Source organism: Enterobacter cloacae complex sp. P16RS2 (genome assembly GCF_014982155.1).
Classification (GTDB): domain Bacteria; phylum Pseudomonadota; class Gammaproteobacteria; order Enterobacterales; family Enterobacteriaceae; genus Enterobacter; species Enterobacter cloacae_M.
Window position 1 is genome coordinate 396,238 of sequence record NZ_JADCKW010000009.1, and the last position, 17,797, is coordinate 414,034.

At 58.9% G+C, this 17,797-nt stretch carries 19 protein-coding genes; 16 read left to right on the forward strand and 3 right to left on the reverse strand.

What is annotated here, in order from left to right; all coding sequences use genetic code 11:
• Window positions 1–22 precede the first annotated feature (22 nt).
• Together INF68_RS06945 and paaZ are read right to left on the reverse strand one after the other, a co-directional pair.
• The gene (locus INF68_RS06945) at window positions 23–505 is read right to left on the reverse strand and encodes an Hcp family type VI secretion system effector (protein ID WP_109844277.1); all 483 of its coding nucleotides are present in this window, start codon (window positions 503–505) and stop codon (window positions 23–25) included.
• Window positions 506–701: 196 nt separating this feature from the next.
• On the reverse strand, window positions 702–2,747 hold the full coding sequence (paaZ, locus tag INF68_RS06950; RefSeq protein ID WP_126787192.1) for a phenylacetic acid degradation bifunctional protein PaaZ: 2,046 nt from the start codon (window positions 2,745–2,747) through the stop codon (window positions 702–704).
• Window positions 2,748–3,031: 284 nt separating this feature from the next.
• Here paaZ and paaA point away from each other — a divergent pair, with 284 nt between their 5' ends.
• The 14 genes from paaA (at window position 3,032) to INF68_RS07020 (ending at window position 15,068) form a co-directional block, all read left to right on the forward strand.
• Window positions 3,032–3,961, forward strand: coding sequence for a 1,2-phenylacetyl-CoA epoxidase subunit PaaA (gene paaA, locus INF68_RS06955; RefSeq protein ID WP_047749457.1), 930 nt, complete (start codon window positions 3,032–3,034; stop codon window positions 3,959–3,961).
• 11 nt (window positions 3,962–3,972) lie between these two features.
• Window positions 3,973–4,260 carry a 1,2-phenylacetyl-CoA epoxidase subunit PaaB gene (paaB, locus tag INF68_RS06960; RefSeq protein WP_003857353.1) on the forward strand — a complete coding sequence of 96 codons (288 nt, stop codon included), beginning with the start codon at window positions 3,973–3,975 and terminating at the stop codon, window positions 4,258–4,260.
• A gap of 8 nt (window positions 4,261–4,268) precedes the next feature.
• Window positions 4,269–5,015 carry a 1,2-phenylacetyl-CoA epoxidase subunit PaaC gene (gene paaC / locus INF68_RS06965; RefSeq protein ID WP_109844275.1) on the forward strand — a complete coding sequence of 249 codons (747 nt, stop codon included), beginning with the start codon at window positions 4,269–4,271 and terminating at the stop codon, window positions 5,013–5,015.
• An 11-nt stretch (window positions 5,016–5,026) separates the two neighbouring features.
• The gene (paaD, locus tag INF68_RS06970) at window positions 5,027–5,524 is read left to right on the forward strand and encodes a 1,2-phenylacetyl-CoA epoxidase subunit PaaD (protein ID WP_126787191.1); all 498 of its coding nucleotides are present in this window, start codon (window positions 5,027–5,029) and stop codon (window positions 5,522–5,524) included.
• Window positions 5,525–5,531: 7 nt separating this feature from the next.
• Window positions 5,532–6,602 carry a 1,2-phenylacetyl-CoA epoxidase subunit PaaE gene (gene paaE / locus INF68_RS06975; RefSeq protein ID WP_109844274.1) on the forward strand — a complete coding sequence of 357 codons (1,071 nt, stop codon included), beginning with the start codon at window positions 5,532–5,534 and terminating at the stop codon, window positions 6,600–6,602.
• On the forward strand, window positions 6,599–7,366 hold the full coding sequence (paaF, locus tag INF68_RS06980; protein WP_063440986.1) for a 2,3-dehydroadipyl-CoA hydratase PaaF: 768 nt from the start codon (window positions 6,599–6,601) through the stop codon (window positions 7,364–7,366). Before paaE ends, paaF begins: the two co-directional genes overlap by 4 nt.
• A complete protein-coding gene (gene paaG, locus INF68_RS06985; protein WP_126787190.1) occupies window positions 7,366–8,154 on the forward strand; it encodes a 2-(1,2-epoxy-1,2-dihydrophenyl)acetyl-CoA isomerase PaaG in 789 nt (262 codons plus the stop codon). Before paaF ends, paaG begins: the two co-directional genes overlap by 1 nt.
• Before the next feature lies 1 nt (window position 8,155).
• Window positions 8,156–9,580 carry a 3-hydroxyacyl-CoA dehydrogenase PaaH gene (paaH, locus tag INF68_RS06990; RefSeq protein WP_126787189.1) on the forward strand — a complete coding sequence of 475 codons (1,425 nt, stop codon included), beginning with the start codon at window positions 8,156–8,158 and terminating at the stop codon, window positions 9,578–9,580.
• Window positions 9,570–9,998 (forward strand): hydroxyphenylacetyl-CoA thioesterase PaaI, encoded by a 429-nt coding sequence (gene paaI, locus INF68_RS06995; RefSeq protein WP_109844271.1) that lies wholly within the window; start codon window positions 9,570–9,572, stop codon window positions 9,996–9,998. The genes paaH and paaI overlap by 11 nt, the downstream gene beginning before the upstream one ends.
• Window positions 9,991–11,196 carry a 3-oxoadipyl-CoA thiolase gene (gene pcaF, locus INF68_RS07000; RefSeq protein WP_126787188.1) on the forward strand — a complete coding sequence of 402 codons (1,206 nt, stop codon included), beginning with the start codon at window positions 9,991–9,993 and terminating at the stop codon, window positions 11,194–11,196. The genes paaI and pcaF overlap by 8 nt, the downstream gene beginning before the upstream one ends.
• A 27-nt stretch (window positions 11,197–11,223) precedes the next feature.
• The gene (gene paaK / locus INF68_RS07005; RefSeq protein ID WP_047647866.1) at window positions 11,224–12,540 is read left to right on the forward strand and encodes a phenylacetate--CoA ligase PaaK; all 1,317 of its coding nucleotides are present in this window, start codon (window positions 11,224–11,226) and stop codon (window positions 12,538–12,540) included.
• 142 nt (window positions 12,541–12,682) lie between these two features.
• Window positions 12,683–13,618 (forward strand): phenylacetic acid degradation operon negative regulatory protein PaaX, encoded by a 936-nt coding sequence (paaX, locus tag INF68_RS07010; RefSeq protein WP_021241337.1) that lies wholly within the window; start codon window positions 12,683–12,685, stop codon window positions 13,616–13,618.
• 9 nt (window positions 13,619–13,627) lie between these two features.
• Entirely contained in the window at window positions 13,628–14,224 is a 597-nt protein-coding gene (gene paaY / locus INF68_RS07015; protein ID WP_109844267.1) for a phenylacetic acid degradation protein PaaY, read from the forward strand.
• A gap of 100 nt (window positions 14,225–14,324) precedes the next feature.
• Entirely contained in the window at window positions 14,325–15,068 is a 744-nt protein-coding gene (locus INF68_RS07020; protein ID WP_126787187.1) for an SDR family oxidoreductase, read from the forward strand.
• A 22-nt stretch (window positions 15,069–15,090) separates the two neighbouring features.
• Here the strand turns inward: INF68_RS07020 and INF68_RS07025 are convergent, their stop codons facing one another.
• On the reverse strand, window positions 15,091–16,323 hold the full coding sequence (locus tag INF68_RS07025) for a serine hydrolase (RefSeq protein WP_126787186.1): 1,233 nt from the start codon (window positions 16,321–16,323) through the stop codon (window positions 15,091–15,093).
• A gap of 136 nt (window positions 16,324–16,459) precedes the next feature.
• Here INF68_RS07025 and INF68_RS07030 point away from each other — a divergent pair, with 136 nt between their 5' ends.
• Window positions 16,460–16,942, forward strand: coding sequence for a glutathione peroxidase (locus INF68_RS07030; RefSeq protein WP_126787185.1), 483 nt, complete (start codon window positions 16,460–16,462; stop codon window positions 16,940–16,942).
• 314 nt (window positions 16,943–17,256) lie between these two features.
• The coding region (locus INF68_RS07035; protein ID WP_193525291.1) for a hypothetical protein at window positions 17,257–17,797 on the forward strand (541 nt) is incomplete at its 3' end.

The following is a 17,797-nucleotide window of genomic DNA, read 5'->3' on the forward strand; positions in this document are numbered from 1 at the left end:
GAATATGAAGGCACACGCATAGTTAACGCTCTGCCCAGCTATCGGCGAATCGCAAATTACCGTCGCAATATGTCCAGGTTATTTTGTCGTACCGTAGCTCAACGACTTCAAGATGATTGTGTTTTTCTTTCGTCGGGTCTTTAGTGTCATGCATCAATGGCGTAACGGAAACGACGCGAACATTATCGAGATGCATATTGTAATATTCTGCCTCTTGACCAGCGTCATTTATGCGATACCACCTGAATTCCGCTGTTTTGAGGGTTTGCCCAGTAGCAACGGCTTTCATCAGGTAAGGAGAAGATGAATCAATTTCCTTTTGAAAAACGATTGGCGCATGGTTGCGTTTGCTGGTGATTTTACCGGTCAAAGGATCCGTTGGCAGGCGGAGGTTATGGGTAAAGCCGGTGACTTCAATGCTTCCCTCGCGGTCACGAATATCCACTGAGCCTGTGATTTTTGCGCCGCCGTCGTCCGTTAAGAAAAGATATACGGGTATTGCCATATTCAATTAACCTTCCATGTAATTGCACTTGAAAATATTCACGTCAGAAAATAATAGCCTTGATAATAATATGGTCAATTCGATTACTGTTTCTGGTTGTAACTTATCCAGACCAGGCTGGATGGTTTGGTCTCCCAATGCCATCCAGTTTATGTTTTCTCTTAACGCAACACATCAGCGGATTAAGAGTTAAGGCTCAAGATAAAATATCCCCCTGCTGGCGCGCCACCAGCGTCAGGATGGAGTAGAGCGCCACGGCCTGCTGGTGCTGGTTGAAGATCTCAACCGCCCACTCCACCACGCCGGTCGGTTTTTCCTCCTCGGTACGCTGTTTCTTCAGCGTTTTACGCTTGCAGGTCAGACGCACCTGTATGGTATCGCCCGGCTTAACCGGCTCGATAAAGCGCAGGTTCTCCATGCCGTAGTTAGCAATAACCGGCCCGACGCCCGCATCAACAAACAGTCCCGCTGCGGCGGAGATCAGGAAGTAGCCGTGCACCACGCGCTCGCCGAAGATCGACTCTGCCGCGCCGATCTTGTCCATATGGGCGTAGAAGTGGTCCCCGCTCAGGCAGGCAAAGTTCACAATGTCCGCTTCCGTGAGGGTGCGGCGCGGCGTCAGCAGGCTGTCGCCCGGCTGTAGCTCTTCAAAGTATTTGCGGAACGGATGCACGCGATCTTCCTGCACCGCTGCGCCACGCACCCACTGTTTGCCAATGGCGGCCAGCATCGTCGGGCTGCCCTGAATCGCGGTGCGCTGCAGGTAGTGCTTCACCGCGCGCAGGCCGCCCAGCTCTTCGCCGCCGCCCGCGCGGCCCGGGCCGCCGTGCACCAGCTGAGGCAGCGGGGAGCCGTGGCCGGTAGACTCTTTTGATGATTCCTCGTTAAGGATCTGAATGCGCCCGTGGGCGCGCGCCGCGCCGGCAATAAACTGGCGGGCAATCACCGAATCGGCGGTGACCAGCGTACCCGCCAGGCTGCCGCCGCCCGCGCGGGCAAGCTGCATCGCGTGGCGCGCGTTGCGATACGGCATCAGCGTCGCAACCGGTCCGAAGGCTTCGGTTGAGTGCACCGCCGGGGTTTCGTCCGGCTGCGGGCAGAACAGCAGGGTCGGTGGGAAGAACGCGCCCGGGGCCTGCAGATCCGCTTTGCCACCCAGACGGATCTGGCAGCCAGCGGCGATCAGCTGATTCACTTTCTCCTGCACGTCCGCGCGCTGTTCGGCGTTGACCAGCGCACCCATCTTCACCCCTTCCTGCGCCGGGTCGCCCACCACCACTTTTTCCAGGCGGGCAATCAGCGCCTGGCTCACCGCGTCAATCTGGTTTTGCGGGACGATAATCCGGCGAATGGCCGTACATTTTTGCCCGGCCTTAGCGGTCATCTCGCGGACCACTTCCCGGACGAACAGCGCAAACTCCGGCTGTTCCGGCGAGACGTCTTCCCCCAGCACGCAGCAGTTCAGGGAGTCGGCCTCCATGGTGAACGGAATCGAATTCGCCACAATATTCGGGTGCACGCGCAGGCTTTGCCCGGTGCTGGCGGAGCCGGTAAAGGTCACCACGTCCTGGCTGTCGAGCTGGTCGAGCAGATCCCCAGCGCCGCCGCAGATCAGGCTGATGGCGCCGTCCGGCACCAGTCCGCTGTCCACGATGGATTTCACCATCGCCTGCGTCACCTGCGCGGTCGCGGTAGCGGGTTTGATGATGGCGGGCATGCCGGCAAGCCAGGTCGGCGCCAGCTTTTCCAGCATCCCCCAGCAGGGGAAGTTAAAGGCGTTGATGTGCACCGCCACCCCGGATTTGGAGGTGAGGACGTGGCGCGCCGCAAAGCCGCCTTCTTTCGACAGCGGGATTAACTCGTCTTCCGGCCACAGCGTGTCATCCGGCAGCTCGCGGCTGCCCAGGCTGGCGTATGTGAAGAGGGTGCCAATGCCGCCTTCAATATCCACCCAGCTGTCCGCCTTCGTTGCGCCCGTCTGAGCTGACAGGGCATAAAACGTCTCTTTCTCGCTAAGCAGGTGCTTTGCCACCGCCTTCAGCATGGCCGCACGTTCGATAAAGGTCATCTCGTGAAGCGCTTCGCCGCCGCGCTCAATCGCATAGCGACGGGCGGCCGCCATGTCCAGCCCTTCGCTGGTCACGCTCCACAGCGCTTCGCCACTGATGGCGTGATGAATAGTGCGTTCGCGGCCCCGGCCAGACTGCCAGGTACCGGATAAGAAGCTGGCTAACTGCTGCATCGCTTATCTCCAAATGTTACGTAATTTACCCATTAATAGTTTGATCATGAATCATAAAAATCAAGCTGAGTTTTAATGAATTGTTAACATTGTGATCCGCTCTGATGAAGCGCGGCGCGCCAGGACGCTCTCCAGCGCGCCTGTAGTAAAAGCCTTGCGAGCAGCGTCACATAATCAGGAAACAATTCTTGGGGTTATATTTAACCTTTGTGTAACTTTTAAAAAACAAAGTGATTCAACATTACGCTTTAATTTGCAAACTAACGAATCATAAAGGTGATGACGTGACGCAAGAACAACGGTTTGAGCAGCGCATAGCGCAGGAGACGGCGATTGAGCCTCAGGACTGGATGCCTGACGCCTACCGTAAGACGTTGATCCGTCAGATTGGTCAGCATGCGCACTCCGAAATTGTCGGCATGCTGCCGGAAGGGAACTGGATCGCCCGCGCGCCGACGCTGCGCCGAAAAGCGATCCTGCTGGCGAAGGTGCAGGACGAAGCCGGGCACGGGCTCTACCTCTACAGCGCGGCGGAAACGCTGGGCTGCGCGCGGGAAGACATCTACCAGAAGATGCTTGACGGCAGGATGAAATACTCCTCCATCTTCAACTATCCGACCCTGAGCTGGGCCGATATCGGCGTGATTGGCTGGCTGGTGGATGGCGCGGCCATCGTCAACCAGGTGGCGCTGTGCCGCACCTCCTACGGTCCGTATGCCCGCGCGATGGTGAAAATCTGTAAAGAAGAGAGCTTCCACCAGCGCCAGGGCTTTGAGGCCTGCATGGCGCTGGCGCAGGGCAGCGAGGCCCAGCGTCAGATGCTGCAGGACGCCATCAACCGCTTCTGGTGGCCGGCGCTGATGATGTTCGGGCCGAACGACGACAACTCGCCGAACAGCGCCCGCAGCCTGGCCTGGAAAATCAAACGCTTCGGCAATGACGAGCTTCGCCAGCGCTTTGTCGACAACACGGTGCCGCAGGTGGAGATGCTGGGCATGACGGTGCCGGATCCCGACCTGCGATTTGATGAAGAGAGCGGTCATTATCGCTTCGGCGAGATTGACTGGCAGGAGTTTGACGAGGTCATTAACGGGCGCGGCATCTGCAACCACGAGCGCCTGGCCGCGAAACGTAAAGCCTGGGAAGAGGGGGCGTGGGTGCGCGAAGCCGCACTGGCGCACGCGGAAAAACAACACGCCCGCAAAGTGGCTTAAGAGGAATCACGATGAGCAACGTCTACTGGCCGCTGTACGAAGTATTCGTACGCAGCAAACAAGGATTATCCCACCGTCACGTGGGCAGTCTGCATGCCGCCGACGATCGCATGGCGCTGGAAAATGCGCGCGACGCCTACACCCGCCGCAGCGAAGGGTGTTCTATCTGGGTGGTTAAGGCGAGCGAGATTGTCGCCTCCCAGCCGGAAGAGAGCGGTGAGTTCTTCGACCCGGCGGAAAGCAAGGTTTACCGCCACCCGACGTTCTACACCATCCCCGACGGCATCGAGCATATGTGAGGCAAAGAATGAATTCAGTGACTGCCTATGCCCTGCGTCTGGGCGACAACGGTCTGGTGCTTTCCCAGCGTCTCGGCGCCTGGTGCGGCCACGCGCCGGAGCTGGAGATCGATCTCGCGCTCGCCAATATCGGCCTCGACCTGCTGGGACAGGCGCGCAATTTCCTGACCTATGCCGCGGAGCAGGAAGGCCAGGGCGATGAAGACACGCTGGCGTTTGGCCGCGACGAGCGCCAGTTCCGCAACGTCCTGCTGGTGGAGCAGCCGAACGGCAGCTTCGCCGACACCATTGCCCGCCAGTACCTGATGGATGCCTGGAACGTGGCGCTGTATGAACGCCTGACCCAAAGCCGCGACGGCCAGCTTGCCGCCATTGCCGCCAAAGCGGTTAAAGAGGCGCGCTACCACCTGCGCTTCAGCCGCGGCTGGCTGGTGCGTCTGGGCGACGGGACCGAAACGTCCGCGCAAAAAATGCAGCAGGCCATCGACAACCTGTGGCGTTTTACGGCCGAGCTGTTTGAAGCCGATGACGTCGAGCGGGAGCTGATTGAGTCCGGCGTGGCGGTTGACCCGCGCCTCCTGCGTCAGCCGTGGGAAAGCGAAGTCTTTGCCGGTCTCAATGAGGCCTGCCTGCAGGTTCCCGCAGAGGTGGCGTACCGCACCGGGGGCAAGAGGGGGCTGCATACCGAACATCTGGGCCCGATGCTGGCGGAAATGCAGTATCTCCAGCGCGCGTATCCCGGTCAGCAGTGGTAAAGGAGAACGCTATGCAACGCCTCGTCGACATCGCGCCCGCGCAAATCCCGCAGATCTGGTCGCTGTTAAGCCAGATCCCCGATCCGGAAGTGCCGGTATTAACCATCACCGATTTAGGCATGGTGCGCAGCGTGAAGACGCAGGGGGAAGGCTGGGTCATTGGCTTCACGCCAACCTACTCGGGCTGTCCGGCAACGGAACACCTGCTGGGGGCGATCCGCGACGCGATGACCGCGCACGGCTTTACCCCGGTGCACATTGTGCTCCAGCTTGAACCCGCCTGGACCACCGACTGGATGACCGCCGGCGCGCGCGAGCGCCTGCGGGCGTACGGCATCAGTCCACCGGTGGGGCATAGCTGTCACGCGCTCGCGCCGGTGGAGGTGAGCTGCCCGCGCTGCGCCAGCACCGACACTTCGCTTACCAGTGAATTTGGTTCGACGGCCTGCAAAGCGCTCTACCGCTGCAATTCCTGCCGTGAGCCCTTCGACTATTTCAAATGTATTTGAGGCTGCCATGACAACGTTTCATTCATTAACAGTGGCAAAAGTGGAACCCGAAACCCGCGACGCGGTGACCATTACCTTTGCGGTGCCGCAGGCGCTGCAGGAGGCCTACCGCTTTCGTCCCGGCCAGCACCTGACCTTAAAAACGAAGCTTGACGGGGACGAGCTGCGCCGCTGCTACTCCATCTGCCGGAGTACCGCCCCGGGCGAAATCAGCGTGGCGGTCAAGGCGATTGAAGGCGGGCGCTTTTCCCGCTATGCCCGGGATGAGATCAAAGCGGGCATGGCGCTGGAGGTAATGGTTCCTCAGGGACAGTTTGGCTACCAGCCGCGGGCCGAACGCGAAGGCCACTATCTGGCAATTGCGGCAGGCTCCGGGATCACCCCGATGCTGGCGATTATCTCCGCGACGCTGGCGACCGAGCCGAACAGCCATTTCACCCTGATCTACGGCAACCGCAGCAGCCAGAGCATGATGTTCCGCCAGGCGCTGGCGGACCTGAAGGACAAGTACACGCAGCGGCTGCAGCTGGTCTCTATCTTCAGCCAGGAGCGGCTGGACAGCGATCTGCTCTTTGGCCGCATCGACGGGGAAAAGCTGCAGGCGCTGGCGAAAACCCTGATTAACTTCCGCCAGTACGACGAGGCGTTTATCTGCGGCCCGTCGGCGATGATGGACGACGCCGAAGCGACGCTGAAGGCGCTGGGGATGCCGGACAAATCCATTCACCTTGAGCGCTTTAACACCCCGGGGACCACCGCTAAACGCGCGGTGCACGTCCAGGCGGAAGGACAAAAAGTGACCGTGCGCCAGGACGGGCGCGATCGCGAAATCACCCTGACGGCGGACGACGAAAGCATCCTGGATGCCGCCCTGCGTCAGGGGGCGGATCTTCCGTATGCCTGCAAGGGCGGCGTGTGCGCCACCTGTAAATGCAAAGTGCTGCGCGGGAAGGTGGATATGGCGACCAACTACAGCCTGGAGCCGGACGAGCTGGCCGCCGGATACGTGCTGAGCTGCCAGTCGCTTCCGTTAACCGCCGACGTGATTGTCGACTTCGACGCGAAGGGGATGGCATGAGCGAACTGACTGTTACCCGTCATGGCCGCGTGCTGCAGCTGACGCTAAACCGTCCGGCGGCGCGCAACGCCCTCAACAATGCGCTGTTGACGCAGCTTGCGGAACAGCTGGAGGCCGCGGCTTCTGACATCGAGATTTCCGTCTGCGTGATTTACGGCAGCGAGCGCTGCTTTGCCGCCGGGGCCGATCTCAACGAAATGGCGGAGAAAGACCTGCCCGCCACGCTGAACGATATTCGTCCGCAGCTGTGGGCGCGGATTAACGCTTTTCCTAAACCGCTGATTGCCGCCGTGAACGGCTTCGCGCTGGGCGCAGGCTGCGAGCTGGCGCTGCTGTGTGACGCGATCGTTGCTGGCGATAACGCCCGCTTTGGCCTGCCGGAAATTACGCTGGGCATTATGCCCGGCGCGGGCGGCACCCAGCGTCTGATTCGCAGCGTCGGTAAATCCCTTGCCAGCAAAATGGTGCTGACCGGCGAGAGTATCTCCGCGCAGCAGGCGCTGAGCGCCGGGCTGGTGAGCGACGTTTTTCCTGCAGCGCTGACGCTGGAGTATGCCCTGAAGCAGGCGGCGCTGATGGCGCGCCACTCTCCGCTGGCGCTGCAGGCGGCGAAACAGGCGCTGCGCCAGTCTCAGGAGGTGCCGCTCCAGGCCGGTCTGGCCCAGGAGCGCCAGCTGTTTACGCTGCTTTCTGCCACCGAAGACCGCCGGGAAGGCATCGACGCCTTCTTACAAAAACGCACCCCCGACTTTAAAGGACGCTAATTGTGGAATTTATTCTCAGTCATGTTGAGCAGGGCGTAATGACCATTACGCTGAACCGTCCGGAGCGTCTGAACAGCTTTAACGACGTGATGCACCAGCAGCTTGCCGAGTGCCTGAAACAGGCCGAGCGTGATGACACCGTTCGCTGCCTGCTGATCACCGGGGCGGGACGCGGCTTTTGCGCCGGTCAGGATCTGAACGACCGCAACGTCGACCCCAACGGCCCGGCGCCGGATCTGGGGATGTCCGTTGAAACCTTCTATAACCCGCTGGTGCGCCGCCTGGCAAAGCTGCCGAAACCGGTCATTTGTGCCGTTAACGGCGTGGCGGCCGGCGCGGGGGCCACGCTGGCGCTGGGGTGCGACATGGTCATTGCCGCCCGTTCCGCCAGCTTCGTGATGGCCTTCAGCAAGCTCGGCCTTGTGCCGGACTGCGGCGGCACCTGGCTGCTGCCGCGCGTGGCCGGACGCGCCCGCGCCATGGGGCTGGCGCTGCTCGGCGACAAGCTCAGCGCCGAACAGGCGCAGGCCTGGGGGATGATCTGGCAGGTGGTGGATGACGAACAGCTCTCCACCACCGCGCAGCAGATGGCCCTGCATTTTGCGTCGCAGCCGACCTTCGGGCTGGGGCTGATCAAGCAGGCGATCAATGCTGCGGAAACCAACACTCTGGACGCTCAGCTCGATCTCGAGCGCGACTATCAGCGCCTGGCCGGACGCAGCGACGATTACCGCGAGGGCGTCAGCGCCTTCCTGGCGAAGCGCGTGCCGAACTTTACGGGGAAATAAGATGCTGAACATACGGACTGTCGCCGTGATTGGCAGCGGCACGATGGGCGCAGGGATTGCCGAAGTCGCCGCCAGCCATGGGCATCAGGTGCTGATCTACGACATCTCCAGCGACGCGATATCGCGGGCCATCGACGGGATCCGCCAGCGTCTGGCCTCCCGGGTGACGCGCGGAAAACTCTCCGCCGATGCCGGGAGCCAGATCCTCGCCCGGCTGCTTCCGGTCACGGATATCGAGGCGCTCGCCGCGGCCGATCTGGTCATAGAAGCGGCCTCCGAGCGTCTGGAGGTGAAAAAGGCGCTGTTTGCTCAGCTGGCTGAGATCTGCCCGCCGCAGACGGTGCTGACCAGCAATACCTCTTCCATCTCCGTCACTGCGATTGCGGCGGACGTCCACCACCCGGAGCGCGTCGCAGGGCTGCACTTCTTTAACCCGGCGCCGGTGATGAAGCTGGTGGAGGTGGTCAGCGGGCTGGCGACCTCTCCGGAAGTAGCCGACGCGCTGTGCGAGCTGGCGCTGAACTGGGGTAAACAGCCCGTTCGCTGCCAGTCAACGCCGGGATTCATCGTCAACCGCGTCGCCCGTCCGTTTTATTCCGAGGCCTGGCGCGCGCTGGAAGAGCAGGTCGCCCCGCCGGAGGTGATTGATGCCGCCCTGCGCGACGGCGGCGGTTTCCCGATGGGGCCGCTGGAGCTGACCGACATGATTGGTCAGGACGTGAATTTCGCGGTGACCTGCTCGGTATTTAACGCCTTCTGGCAGGAGCGTCGTTTTCTGCCTTCGCTGGTGCAGCAGGAGCTGGTGCTGGCGGGAAGGCTGGGCAAAAAGAGCGGGAAGGGCGTCTACGACTGGCAGGGTGACAAACCCGCCGTGCAGTGGGTGACGGCCGTGAACGACAGCTTCAGCCCGATGCGCGTGGAAAGAAGAGGTGACGGTGTCACCGAAATTGATGATGTGTACCTGATCGAAACGCAGGGCGAAACCGCTCAGGCGCTGGCGCTGCGGCTCAACGGCCCGGTGGTGGTGGTGGACCGCATTGAGCGCGACGTGGCGGTGATTGCGTCGGCCGCCAGCAACCCGCACACCGCGACGCAAAAGGCCATCCGCTACCTGCAGCAGCAGGGTAACCGGGTGGTGCAAATTGCCGATTATCCCGGCCTGCTGGTCTGGCGCACGCTGGCGATGATTGCCAACGAAGCGCTGGATGCCCTGCAAAAAGGGGTCGCCAGCGAGAAGGACATCGATACCGCCATGCGCCTGGGCGTGAACTACCCGAGCGGGCCGATCGCCTGGGGCGAGCGGCTGGGCTGGCAGCGCCTGCTGACGCTGCTGGAGAACCTGCAGCGTCATTACGGCGAGGAGCGCTATCGCCCCTGTTCACTGCTGCGCCAGCGCGCGCTTCTGGAGAGTAGCTATGAGTCATAACGCCTGGCATAACGCCCGCGCGATGTACGAACGGGACGCCTGCGCGCAGGCGATGGGGATGGACATTGTCGACATGGATGAAGGCTTCGCGGTGGTGACCATGACCATCACCCCGCAGATGCTTAACGGCCACCAAACCTGCCACGGCGGACAGCTTTTTTCGCTGGCAGACACCGCCTTTGCCTACGCCTGCAACAGCCAGGGGCTGGCGGCGGTAGCCTCAGGCTGCTCGATTGATTTTCTGCGTCCGGGCTTTGCCGGGGACACGCTCACTGCCACCGCGCGGGTGATGCACCAGGGCAAACTGACCGGCGTGTACGACATTGAAATCCAGAACCAACAACAGAAAACCGTCGCCCTTTTTCGTGGGAAATCTCACCGCATCGGCGGCAGCGTGACAGGAGAGGCAGATGCGTGACGCATTTATTTGTGATGGCGTTCGAACCCCGGTGGGGCGCTACGGCGGCGCGCTTGCCGCAGTCCGAACCGACGATCTCGGTGCCGTGCCGCTACGCGCGCTGCTGGCCCGCTATCCCCAGCTCGACCTCGAGCGGATCGACGACGTGATTTTCGGCTGCGCCAACCAGGCGGGGGAAGATAACCGCAACGTAGCGCGCATGTCGTCCCTGCTGGCCGGGCTGCCGCAGACGGTGTCCGGAACCACCATTAACCGCCTGTGCGGATCGGGTCTTGACGCGATTGGGTTTGCTGCCCGCGCCATTAAGGCGGGCGATGGCGAGCTGCTGATCGCGGGCGGCGTGGAGTCGATGTCGCGCGCGCCGTTTGTGATGGGCAAAGCCACCGCCGCGTTTCAGCGTCAGGCGGAGATCTTTGATACCACCATCGGCTGGCGATTTGTGAATCCGCTCATGCATCAGCAATTCGGAACTGACAGTATGCCGGAAACGGCAGAGAATGTAGCTGAATTGTTAAATGTCAGCCGTGCCGATCAGGACGCGTTCGCGCTGCGCAGCCAGCAGCGTACCGCGCAGGCGCAGCAGAACGGCATTCTGGCGCAGGAGATTGTGCCGGTACCGGTGCCTGGCAAAAAAGGGGCGGTCACGGAGTTCTGCGTGGATGAACATCCGCGCGCGGACACCACGCTCGAACAGCTCGCCGGGCTCAAAACGCCGTTTCGTAAGAACGGGGCGATCACGGCGGGGAATGCCTCCGGCGTCAACGACGGCGCTGCGGCGCTGATCGTCGCCAGCGAGAAGATGGCGCTGGCGCAGGGATTGGTCCCGCGCACGCGGATCGTGGCGATGGCGACGGCGGGCGTGGAGCCTCGTCTGATGGGGCTCGGTCCGGTCCCCGCCACTTGCAAGGTGCTGGAGCGCGCCGGACTCAGCATTAACGATATGGACGTGATCGAGCTTAACGAAGCTTTCGCCGCGCAGGCGCTGGGCGTGCTGCGTCAGCTGGGCCTGCCGGATGATGCCGCGCACGTTAACCCGAACGGTGGCGCGATTGCGCTGGGCCACCCGCTGGGCATGAGCGGCGCCAGGCTGGCGCTGGCCGCGAGCAACGAACTGCACCGACGCGGCGGGCGCTACGCGCTGTGTACGATGTGCATCGGTGTGGGTCAGGGCATTGCCATGATCCTTGAGCGTGTTTGAGCATAAAAACAATGTGAGTACCCTACAATGACAAATACAACAAAGCTTGATCCGATTGAAACGGCCTCCCTTGACGAGTTACAGGCGCTGCAGACCGAGCGTCTGAAATGGACGCTGCATCATGCCTATAACAACGTGCCGATGTACAAACGCAAGTTTGACGCCGCAGGCGTTCACCCTGACGATTTCAAAGAGCTGGCGGATATCCGCAAATTCCCGTGCACCACCAAGCAGGACCTGCGGGATAACTATCCGTTCGATACCTTTGCCGTGCCGATGGAGCAGGTGGTGCGCATTCACGCGTCATCCGGCACCACCGGCAAACCGACCGTTGTCGGCTATACGCAGGGCGACATCGACAACTGGGCCAATCTGGTGGCCCGCTCCCTGCGCGCCGCGGGCGGCAGTGCGAAGGACAAAATTCACGTGGCGTATGGCTACGGCCTGTTTACCGGCGGGCTGGGGGCGCACTACGGGGCCGAGCGTTTAGGCGCGACGGTGATCCCGATGTCCGGCGGCCAGACGGAGAAACAGGCGCAGCTGATCCGCGATTTCCAGCCGGACATGATCATGGTGACGCCATCCTACTGCCTCAACCTGATTGAAGAGCTGGAGCGCCAGATGGGCGGCGATGCCAGCGGATGTTCCCTGCGCGTGGGCGTCTTCGGCGCCGAGCCGTGGACGCAGGCCATGCGCCGGGAAATTGAAAAACGCTTAGGCATTACGGCGCTGGACATCTATGGCCTCTCCGAAGTGATGGGGCCGGGCGTGGCGATGGAGTGTATCGAAACCGTCGACGGCCCGACCATCTGGGAAGATCATTTCTACCCTGAGATCGTCAACCCGAACGACGGCACGCCGCTGGATGACGGCCAGCAGGGCGAGTTGCTGTTCACCACGCTGACCAAAGAGGCGCTGCCGGTGATCCGCTACCGCACCCGCGACCTGACGCGTCTGCTTCCGGCCACCGCGCGCAGCATGCGCCGTATGGACCGGATCAGCGGCCGCAGCGACGATATGCTGATCATCCGCGGCGTCAACGTCTTCCCGTCGCAGCTGGAAGAGGAGATCGTGAAGTTCGAACATCTTTCGCCGCACTACCAGCTGGAGGTGAACCGTCGCGGGCATCTTGATTCACTTTCCGTGAAGGTGGAGCTAAAAGAGAGCAGTCTGACGCTGACGCACGAGCAGCGTTGTCAGGTGTGCCACCAGCTGCGCCACCGCATTAAGTCAATGGTGGGGATTTCCACCGACGTGACGATCGTGAACTGCGGCAGCATCCCGCGCTCGGAGGGCAAAGCCTGCCGGGTGTTTGATTTGCGTAAAGTCGCAGCTAACGGTTGAGTTTCCCTCACCCCAGCCCTCTCCCAAAGGGAGAGGGTGTAAAAAATTCCCTCTCCCTTTGGGAGAGNNGGGAGAGGGTTAGGGTGAGGGGCTATCCCAGAATCCTGTGCTATGATTCATCCAGGATAAAAATAACAACAGAATGAATCACATGAATAAACTCGACGCCTTTATCCAGCACGCGGTCAGCTCCGTACCCGTCAGCGGGACCTCTCTCATCTCCTCGTTATACGGTGACGCGCTTTCCCATCGCGGCGGTGAGATTTGGCTCGGTAGCCTGGCAGCCCTGCTGGAAGGCATGGGGTTTGGCGAGCGCTTCGTGCGCACCGCGCTGTTTCGCCTCAACAAAGAGGGCTGGCTGGATGTTTCCCGCATCGGGCGTCGCAGCTTTTACCGCCTGAGCGATAAAGGGCTTCGCCTGACGCGTCGCGCGGAGAATAAGATTTACCGCGCGGAACTGCCCGCCTGGGACGGCAAATGGCTGCTGCTGCTCTCCGAAGGTCTCGATAAAACCACCCTTGCCGACGTCAAAAAACAGCTGATCTGGCAGGGGTTTGGCACGCTGGCGCCGAGCCTGATGGCCTCGCCGTCGCAGCATCTGGCGGACGTGCAGTCCCTGCTTCACGATGCCGGCGTGGCGGAAAACGTGATCTTCTTTGAAGCCCACTCGCCGCTGGCGCTCTCCCGCGCCGCGCTGCGTTCGCGGGTAGAAGAGTGCTGGCAGTTAACCGAGCAAAACGCGATGTACGAGTCGTTTATCAACTCGTTCCGGCCGCTGCTGCCGCTGCTGAAAGAGGCCGCGCCCGAGGAGCTGACGCCGGAACGCTGTTTCCAGATCCAGCTGCTGCTGATTCACTTTTATCGTCGCGTGGTGCTGAAAGACCCGCTGCTGCCGGAAGAGTTGCTGCCCGCGCACTGGGCGGGACAAAGCGCCCGACAGCTCTGCATTAATATCTATCAGCGTGTCGCGCCGGGGGCGCTGGCGTTTGTCAGCGAGAAGGGCGAAACCTCCGTGGGCGAACTGCCCGTGCCCGGCACGCTTTACTATCAACGCTTTGGTGGTCTTACAAGCGCATAAGGAGCGAAGATGCCAGTTTATCAAATTGACGGTCTGACGCCGGTCGTGCCGGACGAGAGCTATGTTCACCCGACGGCGGTGCTGATCGGGGACGTGATTCTGGGTAAAGGCGTTTACGTCGGTCCCAACGCCAGCCTGCGCGGTGATTTTGGCCGTATCGTGGTGAAAGACGGCGCCAACATTCAGGATAACTGCGTGATGCACGGCTTCCCGGAGCAGGACACGGTGGTGGAAGAGGACGGGCATATCGGCCACAGCGCCATTCTCCACGGCTGCGTGATCCGCCGCAATGCGCTGGTGGGCATGAACGCGGTGGTGATGGACGGCGCGGTCATCGGTGAAAACAGCATCGTCGGCGCGGCGGCGTTCGTTAAGGCGAAAGCGGAGATGCCCGCCAACTATTTGATTATCGGCAGCCCGGCCAAAGCGATTCGCGAACTCAGCGAGCAGGAGCTGGCGTGGAAGCTGCAGGGCACGCGGGAGTATCAGGTGCTGGTGGAGCGCTGCAAGCTCACTATGCACCAGGTGGAGCCGCTGCGCGAGGCTGAGCCTGACCGAAAACGGCTGACGTTTGATGAGAATTTAAGGCCGAAGCCGGCGGTGTAGGACGGGAAGTTCGCGCCACGGCACTAACGGGAAGATGTTACCCGCCTCATCATGCTATTAATCCTCGATACAGACTCATCACGACAGAGGACGCAGAGTTATGCTGAGGGGTAAAAGAGCTGTTATCACGGGTGGCGGCGGGGGATTTGGTCAGGCGCTGTGCGTCTGGCTTGCCCGAGAGGGCGTTGAAGTGGATTTTAGCGCCCGTCGGGCGGTGGATATTCAAAAAACCTGCAGCCTCATCGCGGCTGAAGGTGGTGAGGCGAAAGGGTATCTCTGTGATTTAGCCCTGCCGGAATCCGTTTCTCAGTTCTCTTCACAGGTCTTACGTTCAGACAGGCCAATCGATATTTTAATTCTGAATGCTGCTCAGTGGTTGTCAGGGACAATAGACGAACATTCGAGCACAGAAATCGTCAGTACCGTCAGTTCAGGCCTGACAGGTTCAATCCTGCTAACCCAGGCAATGCTTCCGGGTTTAAGACGCTCAGACAGTGCAGACATCATTGCAGTTATCTCTGCGTGCGCTATTCCGAACTTTACAGATTCGATTGCCCATCCCGCTTTTTTTGCCAGCAAACACGGGCTCAGCGGCTTTACAACGAAACTGTCAGAACACTTGTCCAAAGAAAACATTCGGGTAACCGGGTTATATCCGCCTGATTTTGAACTGACCGGTTTAGATGCGCATGTCGATAATCAATCAAGGATGGGGGAGCGTCTGGTGAATGGATGGTCAATCTGGGAAACGATTCGCTTTGTACTGTCTCAGCCTCGAAGTTGCCATATTAGTACTATCTACTTTCAGGGGCCGACTCGCGAAGATCTTGCGCATCAGACCTAAATCTGACGGCGGGCGTTCACTACTATTGCTGATAAACGCGTTTTGGAATCCCATTAATCGCAAAGCGGCTGCCAGGGCTCTGGCTGTCTTTTTTAGCCATATCCATTAATAGCGCGATGCCAATGTAATTACTCCAGTTAAAGGTATTTTGCAGCACCACCACCGCATTGCCTTTTTCTTTGTCATAGCCGATAAAGCTGGAGTAACCGCCGATATAGCCGACCTGATAGGTGATTTTTTCCAGACCGATAAAGTCGGTGGTCCAGGCAATACCCTGTACCCCGTCGGGACGTTGAATATCGGTATTTCTCACTTCGGCAAAGACGCTGTCCAGCAGGGGACTGTGGGTCGTCGATACGTGATAGCGGGCATAGGTCGCCAGATCTTCGGCGTTGCTGTACAAGCTCGCTGCCGCCACCATGTTGTTGGAAAAATGCCAGTCCGGGGTGAGCTGCCCGCGCGGGATAAATTTCGGCTGATCGCCCGCGTGGCCGAGCGCACGCTCCGGGTATCCTTTTAGCTGCTGGGGAATAAAGCTGCTGTTAGCCATTTGCAGCGGACGGAAAATATAGCGCGAGGCTAAACTCTGGATATCTTCGCCGGTTTTGTGCTTCAGGATATAGCCGATCAGCGCGTAGCCGGTATTGGAATATTGCGGCACTTTATCCTTTGGCGCCCGCCAGTCGGCGAGGTAGCGCAGCACGTTATCGCTGTCCAGCTCGCTATAGAAATTTTCGCCCGTGCTTAAATAGCCGATGAATTTCCCAAGCATCGGAACATCCATATTCTGACGCGGCAGGCCGGAAGTGTGGGTAACCAGTTCAAGCAGGGTAATTTTTTGTGCATCCGCGCTAAGCGGCGTCCCCGGCGGAAGCAATGTCGCCAGGTTATCGTTCCAGTTCAGTTGCCCTTCATTCACCAGACAAGCCACCACTTCCGCCGTGATCCCTTTGCTGAGCGAGCCGAGCGCAAACAGGGTGTCGGGCCTGACCGGATAACGATTGACCGCATCGGTTACGCCCCAGGTGTAAAACTGCGGCGATCCGTGATTATGGATCACCGCGACCGTCATCCCGGGAACGGATTTTTGCGCCATATAGTGACGCACCACGCTGTCAACGTCGCCATCCAGTGAATCATGGGTGAGAAGTTTCTGAGTACCTTCCGGGGAGGACATCTGTGAGAGCGTGCCACAACCGCTGAGGAGTGGGAGAGTAAGCAGAAGCCAGCGAATTTTTTTTGTTATGTTCTGCATACCTGATAGCGAGTGTGGTGGTCATTAGCGCGCCAGGAATGTATCACAAATAGCCTGCCTGAATGTAAACTTTCTAAACGGCGGCAGCCCTGTTGATGGTCACCGCGACTTTTCGGCCTGCTTTGAGGATTTCAGTATGACTCGCTTTTATCAACTTACTGCCACACGTCTGGATGGGCAGCTTATCTCTATGGCCGACTACGCGGGAAAGGTGGTTTTGGTCGTCAATACTGCCAGCCAGTGTGGCTTCACGCCGCAATATGCTGGCCTTGAAGCGCTATATAAGAAATACGCCGATCGAGGGTTAGTGGTGCTGGGCTTCCCCTGCAATCAGTTCGGCAAACAGGAACCCGGCGGCGCCGACGAAATCTCGAAAACATGTTACATCAACTACGGCGTGAGCTTCCCGATGTTTGAGAAGGTGGAGGTTAACGGTAGCGCAGCGCACCCGCTGTTTCGTTATCTGAAAGATGAATTGCCCGGCGTGCTGGGAGGGCGGATTAAGTGGAACTTTACTAAGTTTCTGATCGGCCGCGACGGTAAACCACTCAAGCGTTTTGCTCCGATGACTACGCCAGAGAAAATGCAGAGGGCGATTGTCGAAGCTTTGGGGAGGTGAGAGCTTTGGTGAATGGAACTAGCCATTAATGAAGCGATAAGGATCCGCTCATTATCGGGGGATGAAAAATGCTGGCGTGTGTCTTGGCGGAACTTACTATCTTTCTTACTCTTGCCCTTGCCCTATAGTTAAAGTGGCCCTTGGTATTAGTGTAAGGGTTATATTAACGCTCAATCACAGTATGGAAAGCATTTTTCAATCCCTATTTAAATCTTTTCTGGTAATATGCATAGTAGGTAGGGGTAAATGAAGCTATCGATAAAGTACGTAGATCTACCCTAAAAAGGTCATTTTACATATAATGGGCAGCGAAAATGAGTTCGCATATCGATGATTTTAAAGAGTTTATCAAGGCAAATAGTGCTACTGACGCCTTTAGACGATATATTCTTCACTCCGATTGTCAAATGATAGAGTCTAGTCAGAGCTATGCCTTGAAAAGCAAAATCTGCGATAAGCTTAATGTGGGGTTCGATAATGTCATCGTGGTCGGTTCTTGCAAACTAGGATTTAGTATTAAACCTACAAAGAGATTTGTTCCATTTGGTGATGAATCAGATATTGATGTCGCAATAGTATCCCCTGTTTTGTTTGAAAATGTGTGGAGAACGGCGCTGGAATATAAATATAGTAATGCAGACTGGCAATCAAAAAAAGAATTTTTTAAATATTTATCATCGGGATGGATACGTCCAGATAAATTCCCGAGAGGAGAAAATTTTGCTTTTTCGACTGATTGGTTTGAGTTTTTTAGCGAATTGACAAATTCTCGTCAGTATGGTGATTATAAAATTGCAGCGGGGATATATTACAATTCCTTTTTTCTTGAAAAATACCAAGAAACCTGTTTAGAAC

Bases quoted from the DNA above. Each gene is read 5' to 3' on its own strand.
- paaH (WP_126787189.1), top strand. From the start codon at position 8,156: ATGCTGAACATACGGACTGTCGCCGTGATTGGCAGCGGCACGATGGGC.
- paaD (WP_126787191.1), top strand. From the start codon at position 5,027: ATGCAACGCCTCGTCGACATCGCGCCCGCGCAAATCCCGCAGATCTGG.
- paaI (WP_109844271.1), top strand. From the start codon at position 9,570: ATGAGTCATAACGCCTGGCATAACGCCCGCGCGATGTACGAACGGGAC.
- paaF (WP_063440986.1), top strand. From the start codon at position 6,599: ATGAGCGAACTGACTGTTACCCGTCATGGCCGCGTGCTGCAGCTGACG.
- paaE (WP_109844274.1), top strand. From the start codon at position 5,532: ATGACAACGTTTCATTCATTAACAGTGGCAAAAGTGGAACCCGAAACC.
- paaK (WP_047647866.1), top strand. From the start codon at position 11,224: ATGACAAATACAACAAAGCTTGATCCGATTGAAACGGCCTCCCTTGAC.
- INF68_RS06945 (WP_109844277.1), bottom strand. From the start codon at position 505: ATGGCAATACCCGTATATCTTTTCTTAACGGACGACGGCGGCGCAAAA.
- pcaF (WP_126787188.1), top strand. From the start codon at position 9,991: ATGCGTGACGCATTTATTTGTGATGGCGTTCGAACCCCGGTGGGGCGC.
- paaZ (WP_126787192.1), bottom strand. From the start codon at position 2,747: ATGCAGCAGTTAGCCAGCTTCTTATCCGGTACCTGGCAGTCTGGCCGG.
- paaC (WP_109844275.1), top strand. From the start codon at position 4,269: ATGAATTCAGTGACTGCCTATGCCCTGCGTCTGGGCGACAACGGTCTG.
- INF68_RS07020 (WP_126787187.1), top strand. From the start codon at position 14,325: ATGCTGAGGGGTAAAAGAGCTGTTATCACGGGTGGCGGCGGGGGATTT.
- paaX (WP_021241337.1), top strand. From the start codon at position 12,683: ATGAATCACATGAATAAACTCGACGCCTTTATCCAGCACGCGGTCAGC.
- paaB (WP_003857353.1), top strand. From the start codon at position 3,973: ATGAGCAACGTCTACTGGCCGCTGTACGAAGTATTCGTACGCAGCAAA.
- INF68_RS07030 (WP_126787185.1), top strand. From the start codon at position 16,460: ATGACTCGCTTTTATCAACTTACTGCCACACGTCTGGATGGGCAGCTT.
- paaY (WP_109844267.1), top strand. From the start codon at position 13,628: ATGCCAGTTTATCAAATTGACGGTCTGACGCCGGTCGTGCCGGACGAG.
- INF68_RS07025 (WP_126787186.1), bottom strand. From the start codon at position 16,323: ATGCAGAACATAACAAAAAAAATTCGCTGGCTTCTGCTTACTCTCCCA.